This window comes from Sphingobium sp. ZW T5_29 (genome assembly GCF_044987515.1).
GTDB lineage: Bacteria > Pseudomonadota > Alphaproteobacteria > Sphingomonadales > Sphingomonadaceae > Sphingobium.
Window position 1 is genome coordinate 55,223 of sequence record NZ_JBJDRM010000004.1, and the last position, 14,124, is coordinate 69,346.

Here is a 14,124-nt window from a genome sequence, read left to right on the forward strand (position 1 = left end):
TCCCTGGGAGCCTTGCGAAAAGCGACTGTCGCCCCCGCCAGCGCCATTGACTCAAGGACGCCTTTTGCCTATCGGACGCCCCCTGACATGCGGCCGCCCCGTTGCGGCCCTTTTTTGTCACGCCCGATTTTTACGTTTGCTTTGAGGAATGAACGATGAAGCGCACCTATCAGCCGAGCAATCTGGTTCGGAAGCGCCGTCACGGTTTCCGCGCTCGCATGGCGACCCCCGGTGGCCGCAACGTGCTGCGCGCCCGTCGCGCCCGTGGCCGCAAGAGCCTGAGCGCCTGAACGACGCGCCGCCGACACGCGCGCCTGCTGTTCTTGGTCGGCGCGCTGATTTCCTGGCGGCGAATCGTGGACGGCGCGCGCCGATGCCGGGCTTTGTCCTGCTGGTGCGCGAACGTGGCGATGGCGACCCGGCGATGCGTATCGGCATCACGGTCACGAAAAAGATTGGCGGCGCTGTCGTTCGTAACCGGATGAAGCGCCGTTTTCGCGTTCTGGCGCGGGAACTCCTCCCCACCCATGGCGTGGCTGGCGCGGATCATGTGCTGATCGGGCGCAACGACGGCGTGGAGCGCGATTTCTCGCTGCTTCGGTCGGAGCTGGAAAAGGCGCTGCGCAAGGTGATGAGCAGACCCGCCGGTGAATATCGTGGACCCGCCCGCAAAAAGACGGCTTCCGCGACCGGCAAGGGCGAAGTGCCCGTGCAGAGGCAATCGGGCGGAAGCAGTGACCGGCAGAAGTCGGGTTCAGAAGATGCCGATGACCGCAGCGGCGGGGCCGGGTCGACACTTTCGCAGGCCCGACCGGAGCGTGGGGCTGGGCCGAAGCCTTCGCAGGTCTGGTCGGAGCATGGGGCCGGGTCGAAGCCTTCACAAGCCCGACCGGAGCATGGAGCTGGGTCTACGCCTTCACAGGCCCGATCGGAGCGCGGATCTGGGTCGAAGCCTCCGCACCTCCAGTCGGAGCAGGGTGCTGGGTCGACACCTTCGCAGGCCCGACCGGAGCGTGGGGCTGGGCCGAAGCCTTCACAGACCCGACCGGAGCATAGTGCTGGGTCGACGCCTTCACAGGCCCGATCGGAGCATGGAGCTGGGTCTACGCCTTCGCACGCCCAGTCGGAGCGTGGGGCTGAGTCGAAGCCTTCGCAGGTCCAGCCGAAGCGCGGGGACGAGACGGATGAACGGGACCGTGGCGCGTCATGATCAGCCGCATCCTCATCCTGGTCGCGCGCGTCTGGCAGCTTGGCCCTTCGCGCATATTGCCGCCGACGTGCCGCTATGCCCCATCCTGTTCGGAATATGCCATTCAGGCGCTGCGCAAATATGGTGCGGTCAAGGGTAGCTGGCTGGCGACTAAGCGGCTAATGCGATGCCACCCATGGGGCGGTTCGGGTTACGACCCGGTCCCATAATATCGAATTCAATACGGCGGAGCCGACAATCGTGGACGACAAGAAGAATATCATTCTGGCGGTGCTGCTGACCGCGGCGATCCTGTTCGGCTGGCCCTATATCGCAGATCATTTCTTTCCGGCGGCCAACCCGCCCGCCACGAAGATCGAAGGCGGCAACGCCCAGCCGCTGCCCAAGCCCGGCGCCGATCCGACCGCGGACAGCCCGTCCGCCATCCGCGACCGCAATCTGGTGCTGCAGGAAAGCCCGCGCGTGCCGATCCGCACGCCCAAGCTGACCGGGTCCATCAACCTGAAGGGCGCGCGCATCGATGATATCGTGCTGCCGACCTATGGCGAAACCATTGCGAAAAATGCACCTGCTGTGCGGCTGTACAGCCCGTCGGGAACGAAGGACGCCGCATTTGCCGGTTTCGGCTGGCAGGGCGAAGGGTTGAAACTGCCCGACGCCAACAGCGTGTGGACGGCGGAGGGCAGCGAACTGACGCCCACCAGCCCGGTCACGCTGCGCTGGAACAATGGCGCGGGCCAGAGCTTTGAAATCCGCTTCACCGTCGACCAGAATTACATGATCACCGCGCAGCAGAAGGTGTCGAACAGCGGCGCGGGCGTGGTGAGCGTGAAACCCTATGGCTATGTCAGCCGGATGGGCATTCCCCATGACCCCGACACATGGACGATCCATATCGGACCGATGGGCGTGTTCAACGGCGCGGCCAATTATGACGTCAATTACCAGGACCTGGACGAAGGCCCGTCGACCCAAAGCTTCCAGTCGACCGGCGGCTGGCTGGGCTTTACGGACAAATATTGGCTGTCCGCGCTGGTCCCCGATCAGAACGCCGCGTTTAGCGGGCAATTCCGTAAAGGCGGGGGCACCCAATATCAGGCGGATTACAGCCTGCAGCCCACGGTGCTGGCGTCCGGCAAGGCGATTACCCAGACCGCTCGCCTGTTCGTCGGCGCGAAGGAAGTGAAGACGCTGGAAGCCTATCAGGACGCAGGCGTGCCGCTGTTCGACCGCGCGATCGACTGGGGCTGGTTCTACTGGTTTGAAAAGCCGATCTTCGCCCTGCTGCACTGGCTGTTCGAACATATCGGCAATTTCGGCGTCGCCATCATCTGCCTGACCTTCGTCGTCCGGGCGCTGATGTTCCCGGTCGCCCAGCGCCAGTTCGCCAGCATGGCGGCGATGCGCGCGGTGCAGCCCAAGATGAAGGCGCTGCAGGAGCAATATAAGGACGACAAGCCCAAGTTGCAGCAGGAGATGATGGCGCTGTACAAGCGGGAAAAGGTGAACCCGCTTGCCGGATGCCTGCCCATCTTCATCCAAATCCCGATCTTCTTTGCACTATACAAGGTGTTGCAGCTGACGATCGAAATGCGCCATCAGCCCTTCGTGCTGTGGATCCAGGATCTGTCCGCGCCCGATCCGCTGCACATCCTGAACCTGTTTGGCCTGCTGCCCTTCACCCCGCCGTCCTTCCTGGCGATCGGCGTGCTGGCGCTGCTGCTGGGCATTTCCATGTGGTTGCAGTTCAAGCTGAACCCGGCCCAGATGGACCCGATGCAGCAACAGATATTTTCGATCATGCCATGGATGATGATGTTCATCATGGCGCCGTTCGCGGCGGGCCTGCTGGTCTACTGGATCACCAACAACTGCCTGTCGATGCTGCAGCAATGGTGGCTGTACAAGCGCCATCCCGTGCTGAGCGCGGCGGCTGTGAAGTAACAGGGACCCGTCCGGGCTGAGCTTGTCGAAGCGCTGCTTTTAACCTGCAGAGAAGAAGAGCCCTTCGACAAGGCTCAGGGCGAACGGAGTTTGCGGTGACCGAACAAGATAATCCCGACCTGATCGAGGAAGCGCGCAAGGTCTTCGCCGGGCCGATCGCGTTCCTGAGATCAGCGCCGGACCTGAAATTCCTGCCGGACATGTCGGTCAACGAAGTCGCTTTCGCGGGCCGGTCCAATGTCGGCAAGTCGTCGCTTCTGAACGCGCTTACCGGCCGCAACGGCCTGGCCCGCACGTCGAACACGCCGGGCCGCACGCAGGAACTGAACTTCTTCGACGTTGGCGATCCGCTGCGGTTCCGGCTGGTGGACATGCCGGGCTATGGCTATGCCAAGGCGCCCAAGGACATTGTGCGCAAATGGCGGTTCCTGGTGAATGATTATCTGCGCGGCCGGGCGGCGCTGAAGCGGACGCTGGTCCTGATCGACAGCCGCCATGGCATCAAGGATGTCGACACCGACATTTTCGACATGCTGGACGGCGCCGCCGTCAGCTATCGCATCATATTGACGAAGGCGGACAAGGTGAAGGCCAGCGAGCTGGCCGAAGTGACGCAGGCGACCGCCGACGCGATCCGCAAGCGGCCCGCCGCCCATCCCGACATCATCCAGACGTCGAGCGAAAAGGGCATGGGCATCGCCGAATTGCGCGCTGCCGTGCTGGAGAGCGTGACGCAGGGCTGAGGACGCCTGCGCAGGGGCGTATCCAAGGCCGGACTGGGCTCCTGCCTGCGCAGGAGCACGCGCGGCAGGCCTGACCGAACCGCCTCCGCCGGGCGCAGCAGCGATCAGAGAGCAACGTGAACCACTGCGCCGCTGGCGCGTTCGGGCAGCGACATGAAGGAGAGCCACATGACGCAACGCACGATCGCGCAACTTGCCGAGAAGATGAAGGACATCGATTTCGCGATGTTGTCGACCCACAGCGAGGGTGGCTGCATCGGGTCCCGCCCGATGAGCAACAATCGCGACGTCGATTATGATGGCGACAGCTATTATTTCACCACCGCCGACACGTTGATGGTGCAGGATATTGCACGCGATTCGCAGGTCGGCCTGTCGTTCCAGGGCAAGGGCGGGCTGCTGGGCCTGCGTCCGCTGTTCGTCGCCATCGAAGGCCGGGCGGAGTTGATCCGCGACAAGGCCCGGTTCGAACAGCATTGGAATCCCGACCTGGACCGCTGGTTCGACGATGGCATCGACACGCCCGGCATCGTGATGATCAAGGTGCATGCCGAGCGCGCCCATTATTGGGACGGGAAGGATGAAGGCGAAATCGTCCTGTAAGGTGGAGCTGGATGGTTCGATTTTGGCACTAGAGCATTTTCCGAGTCAGCAGATGATGCCATAACGGCGATGGCATATCCCGGAGAAGAGGTGGAGCCGCCCCGGCAATCGACGCGCGAAGGCAAGGCGCGATGCAGCGCGCGGTGGCTGCTGTCTGCTTTCTATATGGCGGCGGGGATCGCGCACCTGATGCGGCCCACGGGTTTTCTGGCCATCATGCCGCCTTGGGCGCCTTACCCTTCTGACATTGTCGCGCTGACGGGCGTGGCTGAAATCGCGGGTGCGGTGGCCCTGCACATTCCACGGCTGCGCCGGGCAGCCGGGTTGGGCCTGGCGCTCTATGCCCTGTGCGTCTGGCCTGCCAATTTTCATCACGCGATCAACGATATCCCACTGGGCGGCGTGCATCCGGGCTGGTGGTATCATGGGCCGCGCCTTGCGCTGCAGCCTGTCATCATCTGGTGGGCGCTATGGGCCAGCGGAGTGACCGGCTGGCCCTTTTTCCGGCGGGGCTGACTCCGGGCGATTGTGTTTGCAAGCCAGAGCCTTACTGTGCCGGGCCAATCCGACACAGGTAGCCCGACGCGGGCAGGCAGAGAGAGCGATGACCCGGCACATCCCCTGGATATTGATAGCGATTGTCGGCGCGGCTGCTTTGTCGGTGGTCGCCCTGTCCCGTGGCGAGGCGGTCAACGCGCTGTGGATCGTGGTGGCCGCGACCAGCAGTTTCCTGGTCGCCTACCGCTATTATGCGCTCTACATCGGGCGGGTCGTGATGCGGCTGGACGATGGCCGCCCTACCCCCGCCGTGCGGCGCGCCGACGGGCTGGATTATGTGACCACGGACAGGGTCGTGCTGTTCGGCCATCATTTCGCGGCCATCGCAGGCGCAGGTCCTTTGGTCGGCCCGGTCCTGGCCGCGCAGATGGGCTATCTGCCCGGCACGATCTGGATCATCGCGGGCGTAGTGCTGGCAGGCGCGGTGCAGGATTTCATGATCCTGTTCATATCCATGCGCCGGGACGGCAAGTCGCTGGGCGAGCTCATCCGCATGGAAATGGGTCAGGTGGCGGGCACGATCGCGCTGTTCGGCGCATTCATGATCATGGTCATCATTCTGGCGGTGCTGGCGCTGATCGTGGTGAAGGCGCTGGCCGAAAGTCCGTGGGGCATGTTCACCGTCGCGGCGACCGTGCCGCTGGCGATGTTCATGGGCGCCTATACCCGATGGATCAGGCCGGGGCGGATCGGGGAAGTGTCGCTGATCGGGCTGGTCGGCCTGCTGGCGGCGATCGTTTATGGCCAATCCATCGCGGCGTCGTCTTTCTGGGGGCCGGTCTTTACCTTCACGCCGTTGCAGCTTTGCTGGATATTGATCGGCTATGGCGCGGTGGCGTCGGTGCTGCCGGTGTGGCTGTTGCTGGCGCCGCGCGATTATCTGTCGACCTTCCTGAAGATCGGCGCGATCGCCGCGCTGGCGATCGGCATCGTCATCATGGCCCCGCCGCTGAAAATGCATGCGGTGACTCAGTTCGTGAACGGCAATGGCCCGGTATGGTCGGGCGGCCTGTTCCCGTTCCTGTTCATCACCATCGCCTGCGGGGCGGTGTCCGGTTTTCACGCGCTGATCGCGAGCGGGACCACGCCCAAGCTGATCGCGCGGGAAAGCGACGCCCCGATCATCGGCTATGGCGCGATGCTGATGGAAGCATTTGTCGCGATCATGGCGCTGGTCGGTGCTTCGATCCTCGACCCCGGCATCTATTTCACGATGAACAGTCCGGCGGCAGTCATCGGCACGGACGCCAGCAGCGCGGCGGCGGCGGTGACGGCGATGGGATTCCCGATCGCGCCCGATGTCATCGCGCAGACGGCGAAGGATGTTGGCGAACATACCATCATTTCACGCACCGGCGGCGCGCCGACGCTGGCCGTGGCGATGGCGGAGATATTCTCCCACGTGGTGGGCGGCCCGGCGATGAAGGCATTCTGGTATCATTTCGCGATCCTGTTCGAAGCGCTGTTCATCCTGACCGCCGTGGATGCGGGCACGCGCGCCGGGCGGTTCATGCTGCAGGACCTGATCGGGCTGGCGGTGCCGACGTTCAAGGAAACGAGTTCCCTGTTGCCGGGCCTGGTCGCGACGGCGCTGACGGTCGCGGCCTGGGGATTTTTCCTGTATCAGGGCGTTACCGATCCGCTGGGCGGGGTTAACACGCTGTGGCCGGTGTTCGGCATTTCCAACCAGATGCTGGCGGCCATCGCGCTGATGCTGGCGACGGCGGTCCTGTTCCGCATGAAGCGGGAACGTTATGCCTGGGTCACGATTGTCCCGACGGTCTGGTTGCTGATCTGCACCCTGTCAGCGGGGCTGTTGAAGCTGTTTTCCGCCGATCCCAAGGTCGGGTTCCTGGCCCATGCCGACAGGTTCAGCGCGGCGGCGAACCAGGGCGATGTGCTGGCCCCGGCCAAGTCGATGGCGGAAATGCGGCAGATCATCTTCAACGACCGGGTGGACGCTGGCCTGGTCGCGTTGTTCCTGGCGGTGGTGCTGTCAGTGCTGTTCTTCACCATCCGCACCTGCCTCGCCGCACGGCGGATCGCCCAGCCCACCGCCAGGGAAATTCCGGCGCAACTGGTTGCAGCGGAATGAGCGGCTGGCTGCCCCGCATCCGGCAAATCGCGGCGATGATGGTCGGCATGCCCGATTATGACGCCTATCTGGCCCATATGCGCGATCACCATCCCGGCCAGGCGGCCATGGACCGCAGGCAGTTTTTCCGCGAGCGGCAGGAAGCGCGCTATGGCGGGCGGAATGGCGGGAAATGCTGTTGACGGTCAGCCCTTGGCGTTGAACCCCGCGACCATGCCCGCCGCAATCGACAGGGCGATTTCCGCGGGTCCGACTGCGCCGATGTCCAGCCCGGCAGGCCCGTCAATCCGGGACAGGTCGCCGGACGAAAAGCCCATGGCCTGTAGTCGCTCCAGCCGCGCGGCATGGCTTTTGCGCGATCCCAACGCCGCCACATAGCCGGTAGGCGCCCGTAGCGCGGCGGCGAGCGCGGGGTCGTCGATCTTGATGTCGTGGCTGAGCGTCACCACGGCGGTAGACTCGCCGGGGCGGTAGGCGGCGACCGCTTCGTCAGGCCAGCGGTCGTCCAGTGCAATGCCGGGAAAGCGCTCTTCGGTCAGGAAACGGCCGCGTGGATCGATGACGACCGGGGTGACGCCGATGGCCTGGGCGAGCGCGCTCAATGACTGGGCGATCTGGACCGCGCCGACGATCAGCAGGCGGCGGGGTGGGTCGTAGCGGTTGTGGAACTGGCCATCGATCACGCCTTCGCGGGTGATGGCGGAATCGAGGTCGGTGGACAGGGTGAGCGCCCTGCCCGCCTCGCTCGCCGCGATGATGTTGTCGAAAAGTGTCGGGGCGAATTCCTCGTCCCCGACTTTTTGCACGAGCACGCGAATCTCTCCGCCGCAGGGCAGGCCGACGGCCCATGCGTCGCCATCGGCCACGCCATAGCAAGCGAGATGGCCGGGGCGTCCGGCGATCACTTCCTCCGCGCGCTGGAGGATGTCGGATTCGACGCAGCCGCCTGAAATACTGCCTTCGAACCGCCCGTCCTGATGGATGATCATATGGCTGCCACGCGGGCGCGGCGCTGAACCCCAGGTGAAAATCACCGTGGCCAGCGCCATGGGAGCGCCGCGCCATTCAATCGCCTTGCGGATCACCGCATCATTGTCATTCACCCGCACGTCTCCTGCCGCCTGTACATAGGGACGGGCAGCGGCAGCGCCAAGCTAGATGAGCCGACGACCGGTCCACACCACCCGACCGACAATGGCGACGAGCGCGGGGTCGATGTCGATCCAGTCGGGATAATGGGCATTGTCGCTCAAGACACTGAAGACGCCCCTGCGCGGCCCCAGGGCGATGCGCTTTACCATCAGGACGCCGTCCAAGCGCAGCACATAGACGCCGTCGCGCAGCCGGGCGCCATCATCGTCATGATCGACCATGATTTCGTCGCCATCGTTGAGCGTCGGGGCCATCGATTCGCCGTCCACGCGGATGATCGATACGCGTTGCGGCCTGACGCCCAGATGCCGCAGCCAGTTGGCGTCAAAGGCCATCGCGCCGGTCGCCCGTTCATCTTCGTCCAATGTACCAGGGCCAGCCGAAGCCCCCAGCGACAGCCGCGGGATAGTGACCACGGCGGGCAGGATACGGGATCGGCGCACCGGTTCCGCCACCGATCCGCCGCCCAGCACCTGTTCGGACACGCCGAAATAGCGGGCCAGGATGCGCCTGTCCTCTTCATCCAGTTTGCGGGGGGTGCCGCGTTTGATGAATTGCTGGATGTAAGCGGGATTGCGCTTCAGCAGTCGGGAGAGGTCGGCATAATTCTCCCCCCGCTCAGCGATGAGCCGTTCCAGCACGATGCGGGGATCTAGTCCATTACCGACCATATCTCATCCATAATGATAGGATTTTTCCTAGACAAGTAGGAAATAGGTTTTCAGATAGGAATGAACGCACCGAATCGCAGCGGGCGAATCGAACCGAAGAAGGAGAATGAAGGCCATGCTGATCCGCACCGTCGAAAAATTCATGCGGGAGTTTGGCGTTCCACCCACGCGATTCGGCCGCGAAAGCGTACGCGATCCCCGATTGGTCCACGATCTTCGTCAGGGCCGCGAACCCAGCGAACGGGTAAAGAGACGAATAGAACATTTCATGAACACATATCGCAGGAGCGTCGGTCAATGACAAGCATGGATATCGTTCGCCGGTCGGACAATTTGGTCCCAAATGAAGCGAAGCGGGCGGGTCCACGTGACCCCCTGCCCCGGCTGCTGGCGCAACTGACGGAGCGCGCCGGAGAGCCGGTGATCGTCGAACGCGCGACCAGCCGCCCCTGGGCCAGCGCGCTGTTCGAGGGACGGCGCCATATCGTGGCTCTGCGGTTTAGCGGAGCGGATGCGCGGGACCGGCGCGTGCGCTTTGCCACGGGGATCGAGGAAGCCGAATGGGTGCTGCCGGGTCATTTCGTCGCCGACATCAGCATCGATGAGCAGCGATCCGCCCCACAGGAGGAATGGATAGAGCTGTCCGCCCTCACCATAGAAGAATGGTGAGCGCGAACGGATGTGCCACCCGGCAGTTTAGCGGGTGCGCCCTGCCATGGCGCGCAACGTCCCCAGGGCGGCGCGGAGTGCCTGGTCGACTTCGTCCTCCACGCGCTCACGCACGGGGACGGCCTGTTCGACCGGCATGTCCGCGATCACACCGCGTCCGCCGGGCGCATGCCGTTCGCGCTGGGCAAGGCCGCGTTCCAGCCGGGCGGTCAGGTCGGCAAGCGTCATCGGTTCCGCCTGTGGGGGCGATGGCGGGGGTACAGGCTGGGCGCAGGTTTCGACCGGCGTCGCCGACTGGGCGACTTCAACAACCTCTTCAAAGTCGGCGTCCGACACGTCCGGCAGCTCCGGCGCCAAGATAGTCTGAGACGCCGGAAGGGGCAGTGTCACGACGACAGGCTGGTCAGCCGTCTTATCCTGTTCGCCCGGTTCCACGCGTGCGGGCGCGATGCGGGGAAAGATGTCGAGCCCGTCAAAGTCGCGGCTCGCGAAAATCGGTGTGCGTGCCGGTGCGTCCGGGTGCGCGTCGGCGCGGCGCAGGGCGGGACGTCCACCGTTCGTCCTCATATTCCGGCCTCGCGAAAGCCAGCCCAGTTTCGACAGTGCAAAACCCATGTCACTCACTCCCTGAACGCCATCCCGGCGTCCATGATATTGTAAAAGAGGCGTCGAGACGCTGCCGCGCCCCACCCAGGCAAATCCCATCACCATCAACGCGCCGAATCCGGCTATCAGCAGCCGCGCCTTCAACCCCAGGGGTGGCGCGGCGGCAGGCCAGGCTTCGCTGAGGCCGCTGGACGCAACGACCGTTTCCACCAGGCCGACCGGCATGGCCAGCAACACGAGCGCCGCCACCACCCCGCCAAGCGCGGCGGGCAGGATCATGCGGCTGGGTCGAATCGCCATTGGCATGGTCCTTCACGCGGCCGCGCGCACGCGCTGCGGCACGGCGAGCAACCGCTGATAAACCGGTTCGTACCGCAAAATGTTGGAGGCCCAGTTCCGCTCCCGCTCGACAAAGGCGCGGGCGACGGCGCGCCGTTCGTCCCAGAAGCCGCGATCGGCGAACATGCCACCCAATGTCGTGGCGATGGAAGCGGGGTCGCCCGGCGTGAACAAGGCGCCAGTGACGCCGTCTTCGATCAATTCACGATGCCCGCCCACGTCCGACGCAGCGACAAGGCGACCCTGCGCCATCGCCTCCAATGGCTTGAGCGGGGTCACCAGATCGGTCAGGCGCATTGCCTTGCGCGGATAGGCCAGAATATCGACCTGCGCATAATATTGGTCGACCTGATCGTGCGGCACCCGACCGACGAACAGGATATGGTCGGCAAAGGGCGACGCCATGGCCTGGTCGCGCAAGGCCTGTTCGCACGGGCCGCCACCGACCAGCAACAGTTTGATCCTGGGCCGTAGCCGCACGAGTCGCGGCATCGCGGCGATCAGGTGGTCCAGCCCTTCATAATCGTAGAAGCTGCCGATGAAGCCGACGACGTCAGCGCCTTCCAGCCCCAATTGAGCGGTCAGGGCCGGGTCGCGCGGCAGCGGATCGCCAAACTGGTCCATGTCGACGCCGTTTGGCGACACGACGATCTTGTTCGCATCGACGCCGCGCGCGAGCAGGTCGCCGCGCAACCCTTCGCAAATGACCGCAACCGCGTCGGCGGCACGCACCGCATGAGTTTCAAGTTGCCGCGTCAGCCAGTAGCGGGGGCTTCCTTCTGTCCCGGTGCCGTTGCCGACCGCCGCATCTTCCCAAAAGGCGCGGATTTCGTAGAGCATGGGGATGTCGTGGCGTCTGGCCACACGCTGCGCGGCGATGGCGTTCAGCACGGGGCTATGGGCGTGGATGATGTCCGGCCGCCACTGGGCGATCAGCGATTCGATAGCGTCGGCATGGGCCGCGATGTCGCGCCATTCGCGCAGCAGCGGGTTGCCGGTTGCGGCGTCGCCCGGCGTGCGATGGAAGCGCAGGCCATCGACGACCTCCTCCATCGGTCCCGCAGCGCCGTGGCGGCGACCGGTGATGCCGCGCACGTCCCATCCCTTCGCCGCCTGGGCGCGCAGGATCGCGCGGGTGCGAAAGGTATAGCCGCTGTGCATCGGCAGGCTGTGATCGAGCACGTGGAGTATCCGAGTCATGGGTAATCTTGTGCCGGAAAAGGTTTAACGGCCCGTCAACTCTGCCGCTGTAGGGAAAGGACATGGCCATGGACCAACACCGCACGCGATGATCGACGCCCTTTCCCTGCTGGTCAGCCATGGCGTGATCATGTTGGCCGCGTGGCGGTTGATATCGCGCGCGGACCTGGACGACGAATCGGCGCAGGAGCAGGCCCCCGATGCGTGACCTGTTCTTCGTCGCCTTTCTGGGCGCGTTCTTTCTACTGGGCCTGCGCCGCCCGTTCCTGCTGGTCGCGGTCTATGCCTATATCGACATCGTGTCGCCGCAGCGGCTTTCCTATTTCCTGCTGAACAGCATTCCGATTTCCGCCATCGCCTTTGCGTTGGCGGTTGGCGCGTGGCTGCTGGTGGACAAGAAAGCGGACTGCCGCTTTTCCATGCGGCAAGTGCTGTTGCTGATCCTGCTCGCCTGGTGCGGCTATACGACCGCGACCGCCGATTTCCCGCTGAACGCCCAGACCAAATGGGAATGGGTGTGGAAGGCGATGATCTTTGCGATTTTCCTGCCGCTGACCCTGCGAACCCGTTTGCGGCTGGAGGCGCTGGCGCTGTTCATGGTGCTATGCGCCAGCACGATCATCATCAACGGCGGCATGAAGACCGCGTTGTCCGGCGGCGGCTATGGCGTGTTGAACCTGATGGTCGACAATAATAGCGGCCTGTATGAAGGCAGCATCATTTCCTGCGTGGCCATATCGCTGATCCCGATCATTCTGTGGCTGGCGAAGCATGGGACGATCTTTCCGCCCGACTGGCGCGTGCGCGGCTTTGCCTATGCGCTGTGCCTGGCGTGCCTGCTGATGCCGATCGGCACCGAAGCGCGCACCGGCCTGGTCTGCATCGTGATCCTGGCGGGCATGGTTTTGATGCGGTCGAAGCGGCGCTTTGTCTACGGCCCGTTGCTGGCTGTCGCCGCGCTGGCCGCCATCCCCTTCCTGCCCGCCAGCTTTACCGAGCGCATGTCGACGATTGAAAACCATCAGGGCGATGAGAGCGCTTCCACGCGCCTGGCCGTGTGGAAGTGGACGATCGATTATGTGAAGGAGCATCCGGGCGGCGGCGGTTTCGACAATTATCTGCAGAACAGCTTTACCTATTTCACGCAGATACGGGTGATCGACAGCGGCGGGTCGCGCATGGAACGCCGCCTGGTCACCGACAAGGGCCGCGCCTATCACAGCGCTTATTTCGAAATGCTGGGCGAGCAGGGCTATTTCGGCTTTGGCATTTGGGTGTTGCTGCACCTTATCTGCTTCATCAGGACCGAATCGATCCGGCGGCTCTACCGCAATCGGGATGGCCCGGCAGATGCGTGGGTCGCGCCTTTCGCGTTGGCACTGCAACAGGGGCACATCATTTACATGGTCGGGTCGCTGTTCGTGGGCATCGCCTATCAGCCATTCATTTTCATGATGCTGGCGCTGCAGATCGGGCTGGATACCTATCTGACCCGCAAGCGCCGGGAAGCGGCGCGCCAGATATTATCGCCAATCGGTCCATTGCGACCGGCACGAGGGGGAGTGTGATGAGAGGAGAATTGCGCATCCTGGGCATGGCCCACGGCCTGCTGCTGGGGCTGGTGCTGGCTTCGCCGATGATCGGGCCAAGCGCCCTGCCATGGGGTGTCGAGGCGCTGTTCATCATCGCCGCCTTTCAATTGCGGCTGGCGGACCGGCGGTGGGACGCGCGCGCCGGGCTTCGCGGCTGGGCGAGCCATATCCGCATGGCGCCCGCGCGGCTGGCGCCATGGGCTGGAACGGCTGTCGTCGCGGTCATCGCTGGGCCCGAACAAGCGGCGCTGGCAGGATCGATCCTGACCGCGATCATATTGGGCGAGTTGTTGATCTATCCGGTGGGCGCAAACCTGCTGAGCCGTCTGCCGCGTCCGGGACTGGCGGGGCTGATTGCGCTGCTGATGATCGGTTGTGGGCTGAGCGAACCTGGACAGGCAAGCCGCCTTGCCATCGCCTTTGCCATCGGCATGACCGGCTGCGTTTTCTGGATGCGCGGTCCCGATGGCGAAATGCGATCGACCATGCTGGCAGCGGCGGCGGCCATAGCGGCATTCCTGGCCGCGCTGCTCCATCCGCAAAGCGCGCCCTGGGTCATCCCGGCGGGTGCGCTGGCGACCACCATCGCCCTGGCGCATCTGTCGGTCATTCGCCGCCAGCCGCAGCATTGGCGTATCGCTGGCGGTGCGCGCGGGTTTCGGTCGCTGCTATCGCGGCCCTGACCGTGGGGTGAAAAGGCCTGGTCGGCCAAGTTCCGGGCAAAACGGAACGAAGCGCGAAA

Annotated in this window: 16 protein-coding genes and 1 pseudogene; 13 read left to right on the top strand and 4 right to left on the bottom strand. The window is 64.3% G+C overall.

Translation table 11 applies throughout. The features are described from left to right. Positions 1-155 precede the first annotated feature (155 nt). The 9 genes and pseudogenes from rpmH to ACI3KQ_RS04180 all read left to right on the top strand — a co-directional run bounded on the left by rpmH (position 156) and on the right by ACI3KQ_RS04180 (position 7,335). On the top strand, positions 156-290 hold the full coding sequence (rpmH, locus tag ACI3KQ_RS04140) for a 50S ribosomal protein L34 (RefSeq protein ID WP_007683189.1): 135 nt from the start codon (positions 156-158) through the stop codon (positions 288-290). 83 nt (positions 291-373) lie between these two features. Next, positions 374-694, top strand: a pseudogene (gene rnpA, locus ACI3KQ_RS04145) (ribonuclease P protein component); the annotation flags it as partial. A gap of 512 nt (positions 695-1,206) precedes the next feature. Then, complete coding sequence (gene yidD, locus ACI3KQ_RS04150; protein WP_404955080.1) at positions 1,207-1,419, top strand: membrane protein insertion efficiency factor YidD; 213 nt, start codon at positions 1,207-1,209, stop codon at positions 1,417-1,419. 31 nt (positions 1,420-1,450) lie between these two features. Next, positions 1,451-3,154, top strand: a complete 1,704-nt coding sequence (gene yidC, locus ACI3KQ_RS04155) for a membrane protein insertase YidC (protein WP_404955082.1) — start codon at positions 1,451-1,453, stop codon at positions 3,152-3,154. Between the two features lie 95 nt (positions 3,155-3,249). Beyond that, complete coding sequence (yihA, locus tag ACI3KQ_RS04160; RefSeq protein ID WP_404955084.1) at positions 3,250-3,897, top strand: ribosome biogenesis GTP-binding protein YihA/YsxC; 648 nt, start codon at positions 3,250-3,252, stop codon at positions 3,895-3,897. Positions 3,898-4,065: 168 nt separating this feature from the next. Then, the gene (locus ACI3KQ_RS04165) at positions 4,066-4,500 is read left to right on the top strand and encodes a pyridoxamine 5'-phosphate oxidase family protein (protein WP_404955086.1); all 435 of its coding nucleotides are present in this window, start codon (positions 4,066-4,068) and stop codon (positions 4,498-4,500) included. Positions 4,501-4,569: 69 nt separating this feature from the next. Then, positions 4,570-5,016, top strand: coding sequence for a DoxX family protein (locus ACI3KQ_RS04170; RefSeq protein WP_404955088.1), 447 nt, complete (start codon positions 4,570-4,572; stop codon positions 5,014-5,016). Positions 5,017-5,104: 88 nt separating this feature from the next. Further along, positions 5,105-7,153 (top strand): carbon starvation CstA family protein, encoded by a 2,049-nt coding sequence (locus ACI3KQ_RS04175; RefSeq protein WP_404955090.1) that lies wholly within the window; start codon positions 5,105-5,107, stop codon positions 7,151-7,153. Beyond that, entirely contained in the window at positions 7,150-7,335 is a 186-nt protein-coding gene (locus tag ACI3KQ_RS04180) for a YbdD/YjiX family protein (RefSeq protein ID WP_404955092.1), read from the top strand. Before ACI3KQ_RS04175 ends, ACI3KQ_RS04180 begins: the two co-directional genes overlap by 4 nt. A gap of 3 nt (positions 7,336-7,338) precedes the next feature. Here ACI3KQ_RS04180 and ACI3KQ_RS04185 read toward each other — a convergent pair whose 3' ends face one another. Together ACI3KQ_RS04185 and ACI3KQ_RS04190 are read right to left on the bottom strand one after the other, a co-directional pair. Next, positions 7,339-8,256 carry an XdhC family protein gene (locus ACI3KQ_RS04185; protein WP_404955094.1) on the bottom strand — a complete coding sequence of 306 codons (918 nt, stop codon included), beginning with the start codon at positions 8,254-8,256 and terminating at the stop codon, positions 7,339-7,341. Positions 8,257-8,307: 51 nt separating this feature from the next. Then, positions 8,308-8,976, bottom strand: a complete 669-nt coding sequence (locus tag ACI3KQ_RS04190; RefSeq protein WP_404955095.1) for a helix-turn-helix transcriptional regulator — start codon at positions 8,974-8,976, stop codon at positions 8,308-8,310. Between the two features lie 115 nt (positions 8,977-9,091). On the opposite strand from ACI3KQ_RS04190, the gene ACI3KQ_RS04195 reads away from it, so the two are divergent. Continuing rightward, positions 9,092-9,277: a hypothetical protein gene (locus tag ACI3KQ_RS04195; RefSeq protein ID WP_404955097.1), complete on the top strand. Its 186-nt coding sequence runs from the start codon at positions 9,092-9,094 to the stop codon at positions 9,275-9,277. Continuing rightward, positions 9,274-9,645 (top strand): hypothetical protein, encoded by a 372-nt coding sequence (locus tag ACI3KQ_RS04200; RefSeq protein WP_404955099.1) that lies wholly within the window; start codon positions 9,274-9,276, stop codon positions 9,643-9,645. The genes ACI3KQ_RS04195 and ACI3KQ_RS04200 overlap by 4 nt, the downstream gene beginning before the upstream one ends. A gap of 27 nt (positions 9,646-9,672) precedes the next feature. Here the strand turns inward: ACI3KQ_RS04200 and ACI3KQ_RS04205 are convergent, their stop codons facing one another. Both ACI3KQ_RS04205 and ACI3KQ_RS04210 read right to left on the bottom strand, forming a co-directional pair. Beyond that, complete coding sequence (locus ACI3KQ_RS04205) at positions 9,673-10,551, bottom strand: hypothetical protein (protein ID WP_404955100.1); 879 nt, start codon at positions 10,549-10,551, stop codon at positions 9,673-9,675. 12 nt (positions 10,552-10,563) lie between these two features. Continuing rightward, positions 10,564-11,790 (bottom strand): TIGR04063 family PEP-CTERM/XrtA system glycosyltransferase, encoded by a 1,227-nt coding sequence (locus ACI3KQ_RS04210; RefSeq protein ID WP_404955103.1) that lies wholly within the window; start codon positions 11,788-11,790, stop codon positions 10,564-10,566. A 200-nt stretch (positions 11,791-11,990) separates the two neighbouring features. On the opposite strand from ACI3KQ_RS04210, the gene ACI3KQ_RS04215 reads away from it, so the two are divergent. Both ACI3KQ_RS04215 and ACI3KQ_RS04220 read left to right on the top strand, forming a co-directional pair. Beyond that, positions 11,991-13,358, top strand: coding sequence for a putative O-glycosylation ligase, exosortase A system-associated (locus ACI3KQ_RS04215; protein WP_404955105.1), 1,368 nt, complete (start codon positions 11,991-11,993; stop codon positions 13,356-13,358). Then, complete coding sequence (locus ACI3KQ_RS04220) at positions 13,358-14,065, top strand: hypothetical protein (RefSeq protein ID WP_404955107.1); 708 nt, start codon at positions 13,358-13,360, stop codon at positions 14,063-14,065. The genes ACI3KQ_RS04215 and ACI3KQ_RS04220 overlap by 1 nt, the downstream gene beginning before the upstream one ends. Positions 14,066-14,124 lie beyond the last annotated feature (59 nt).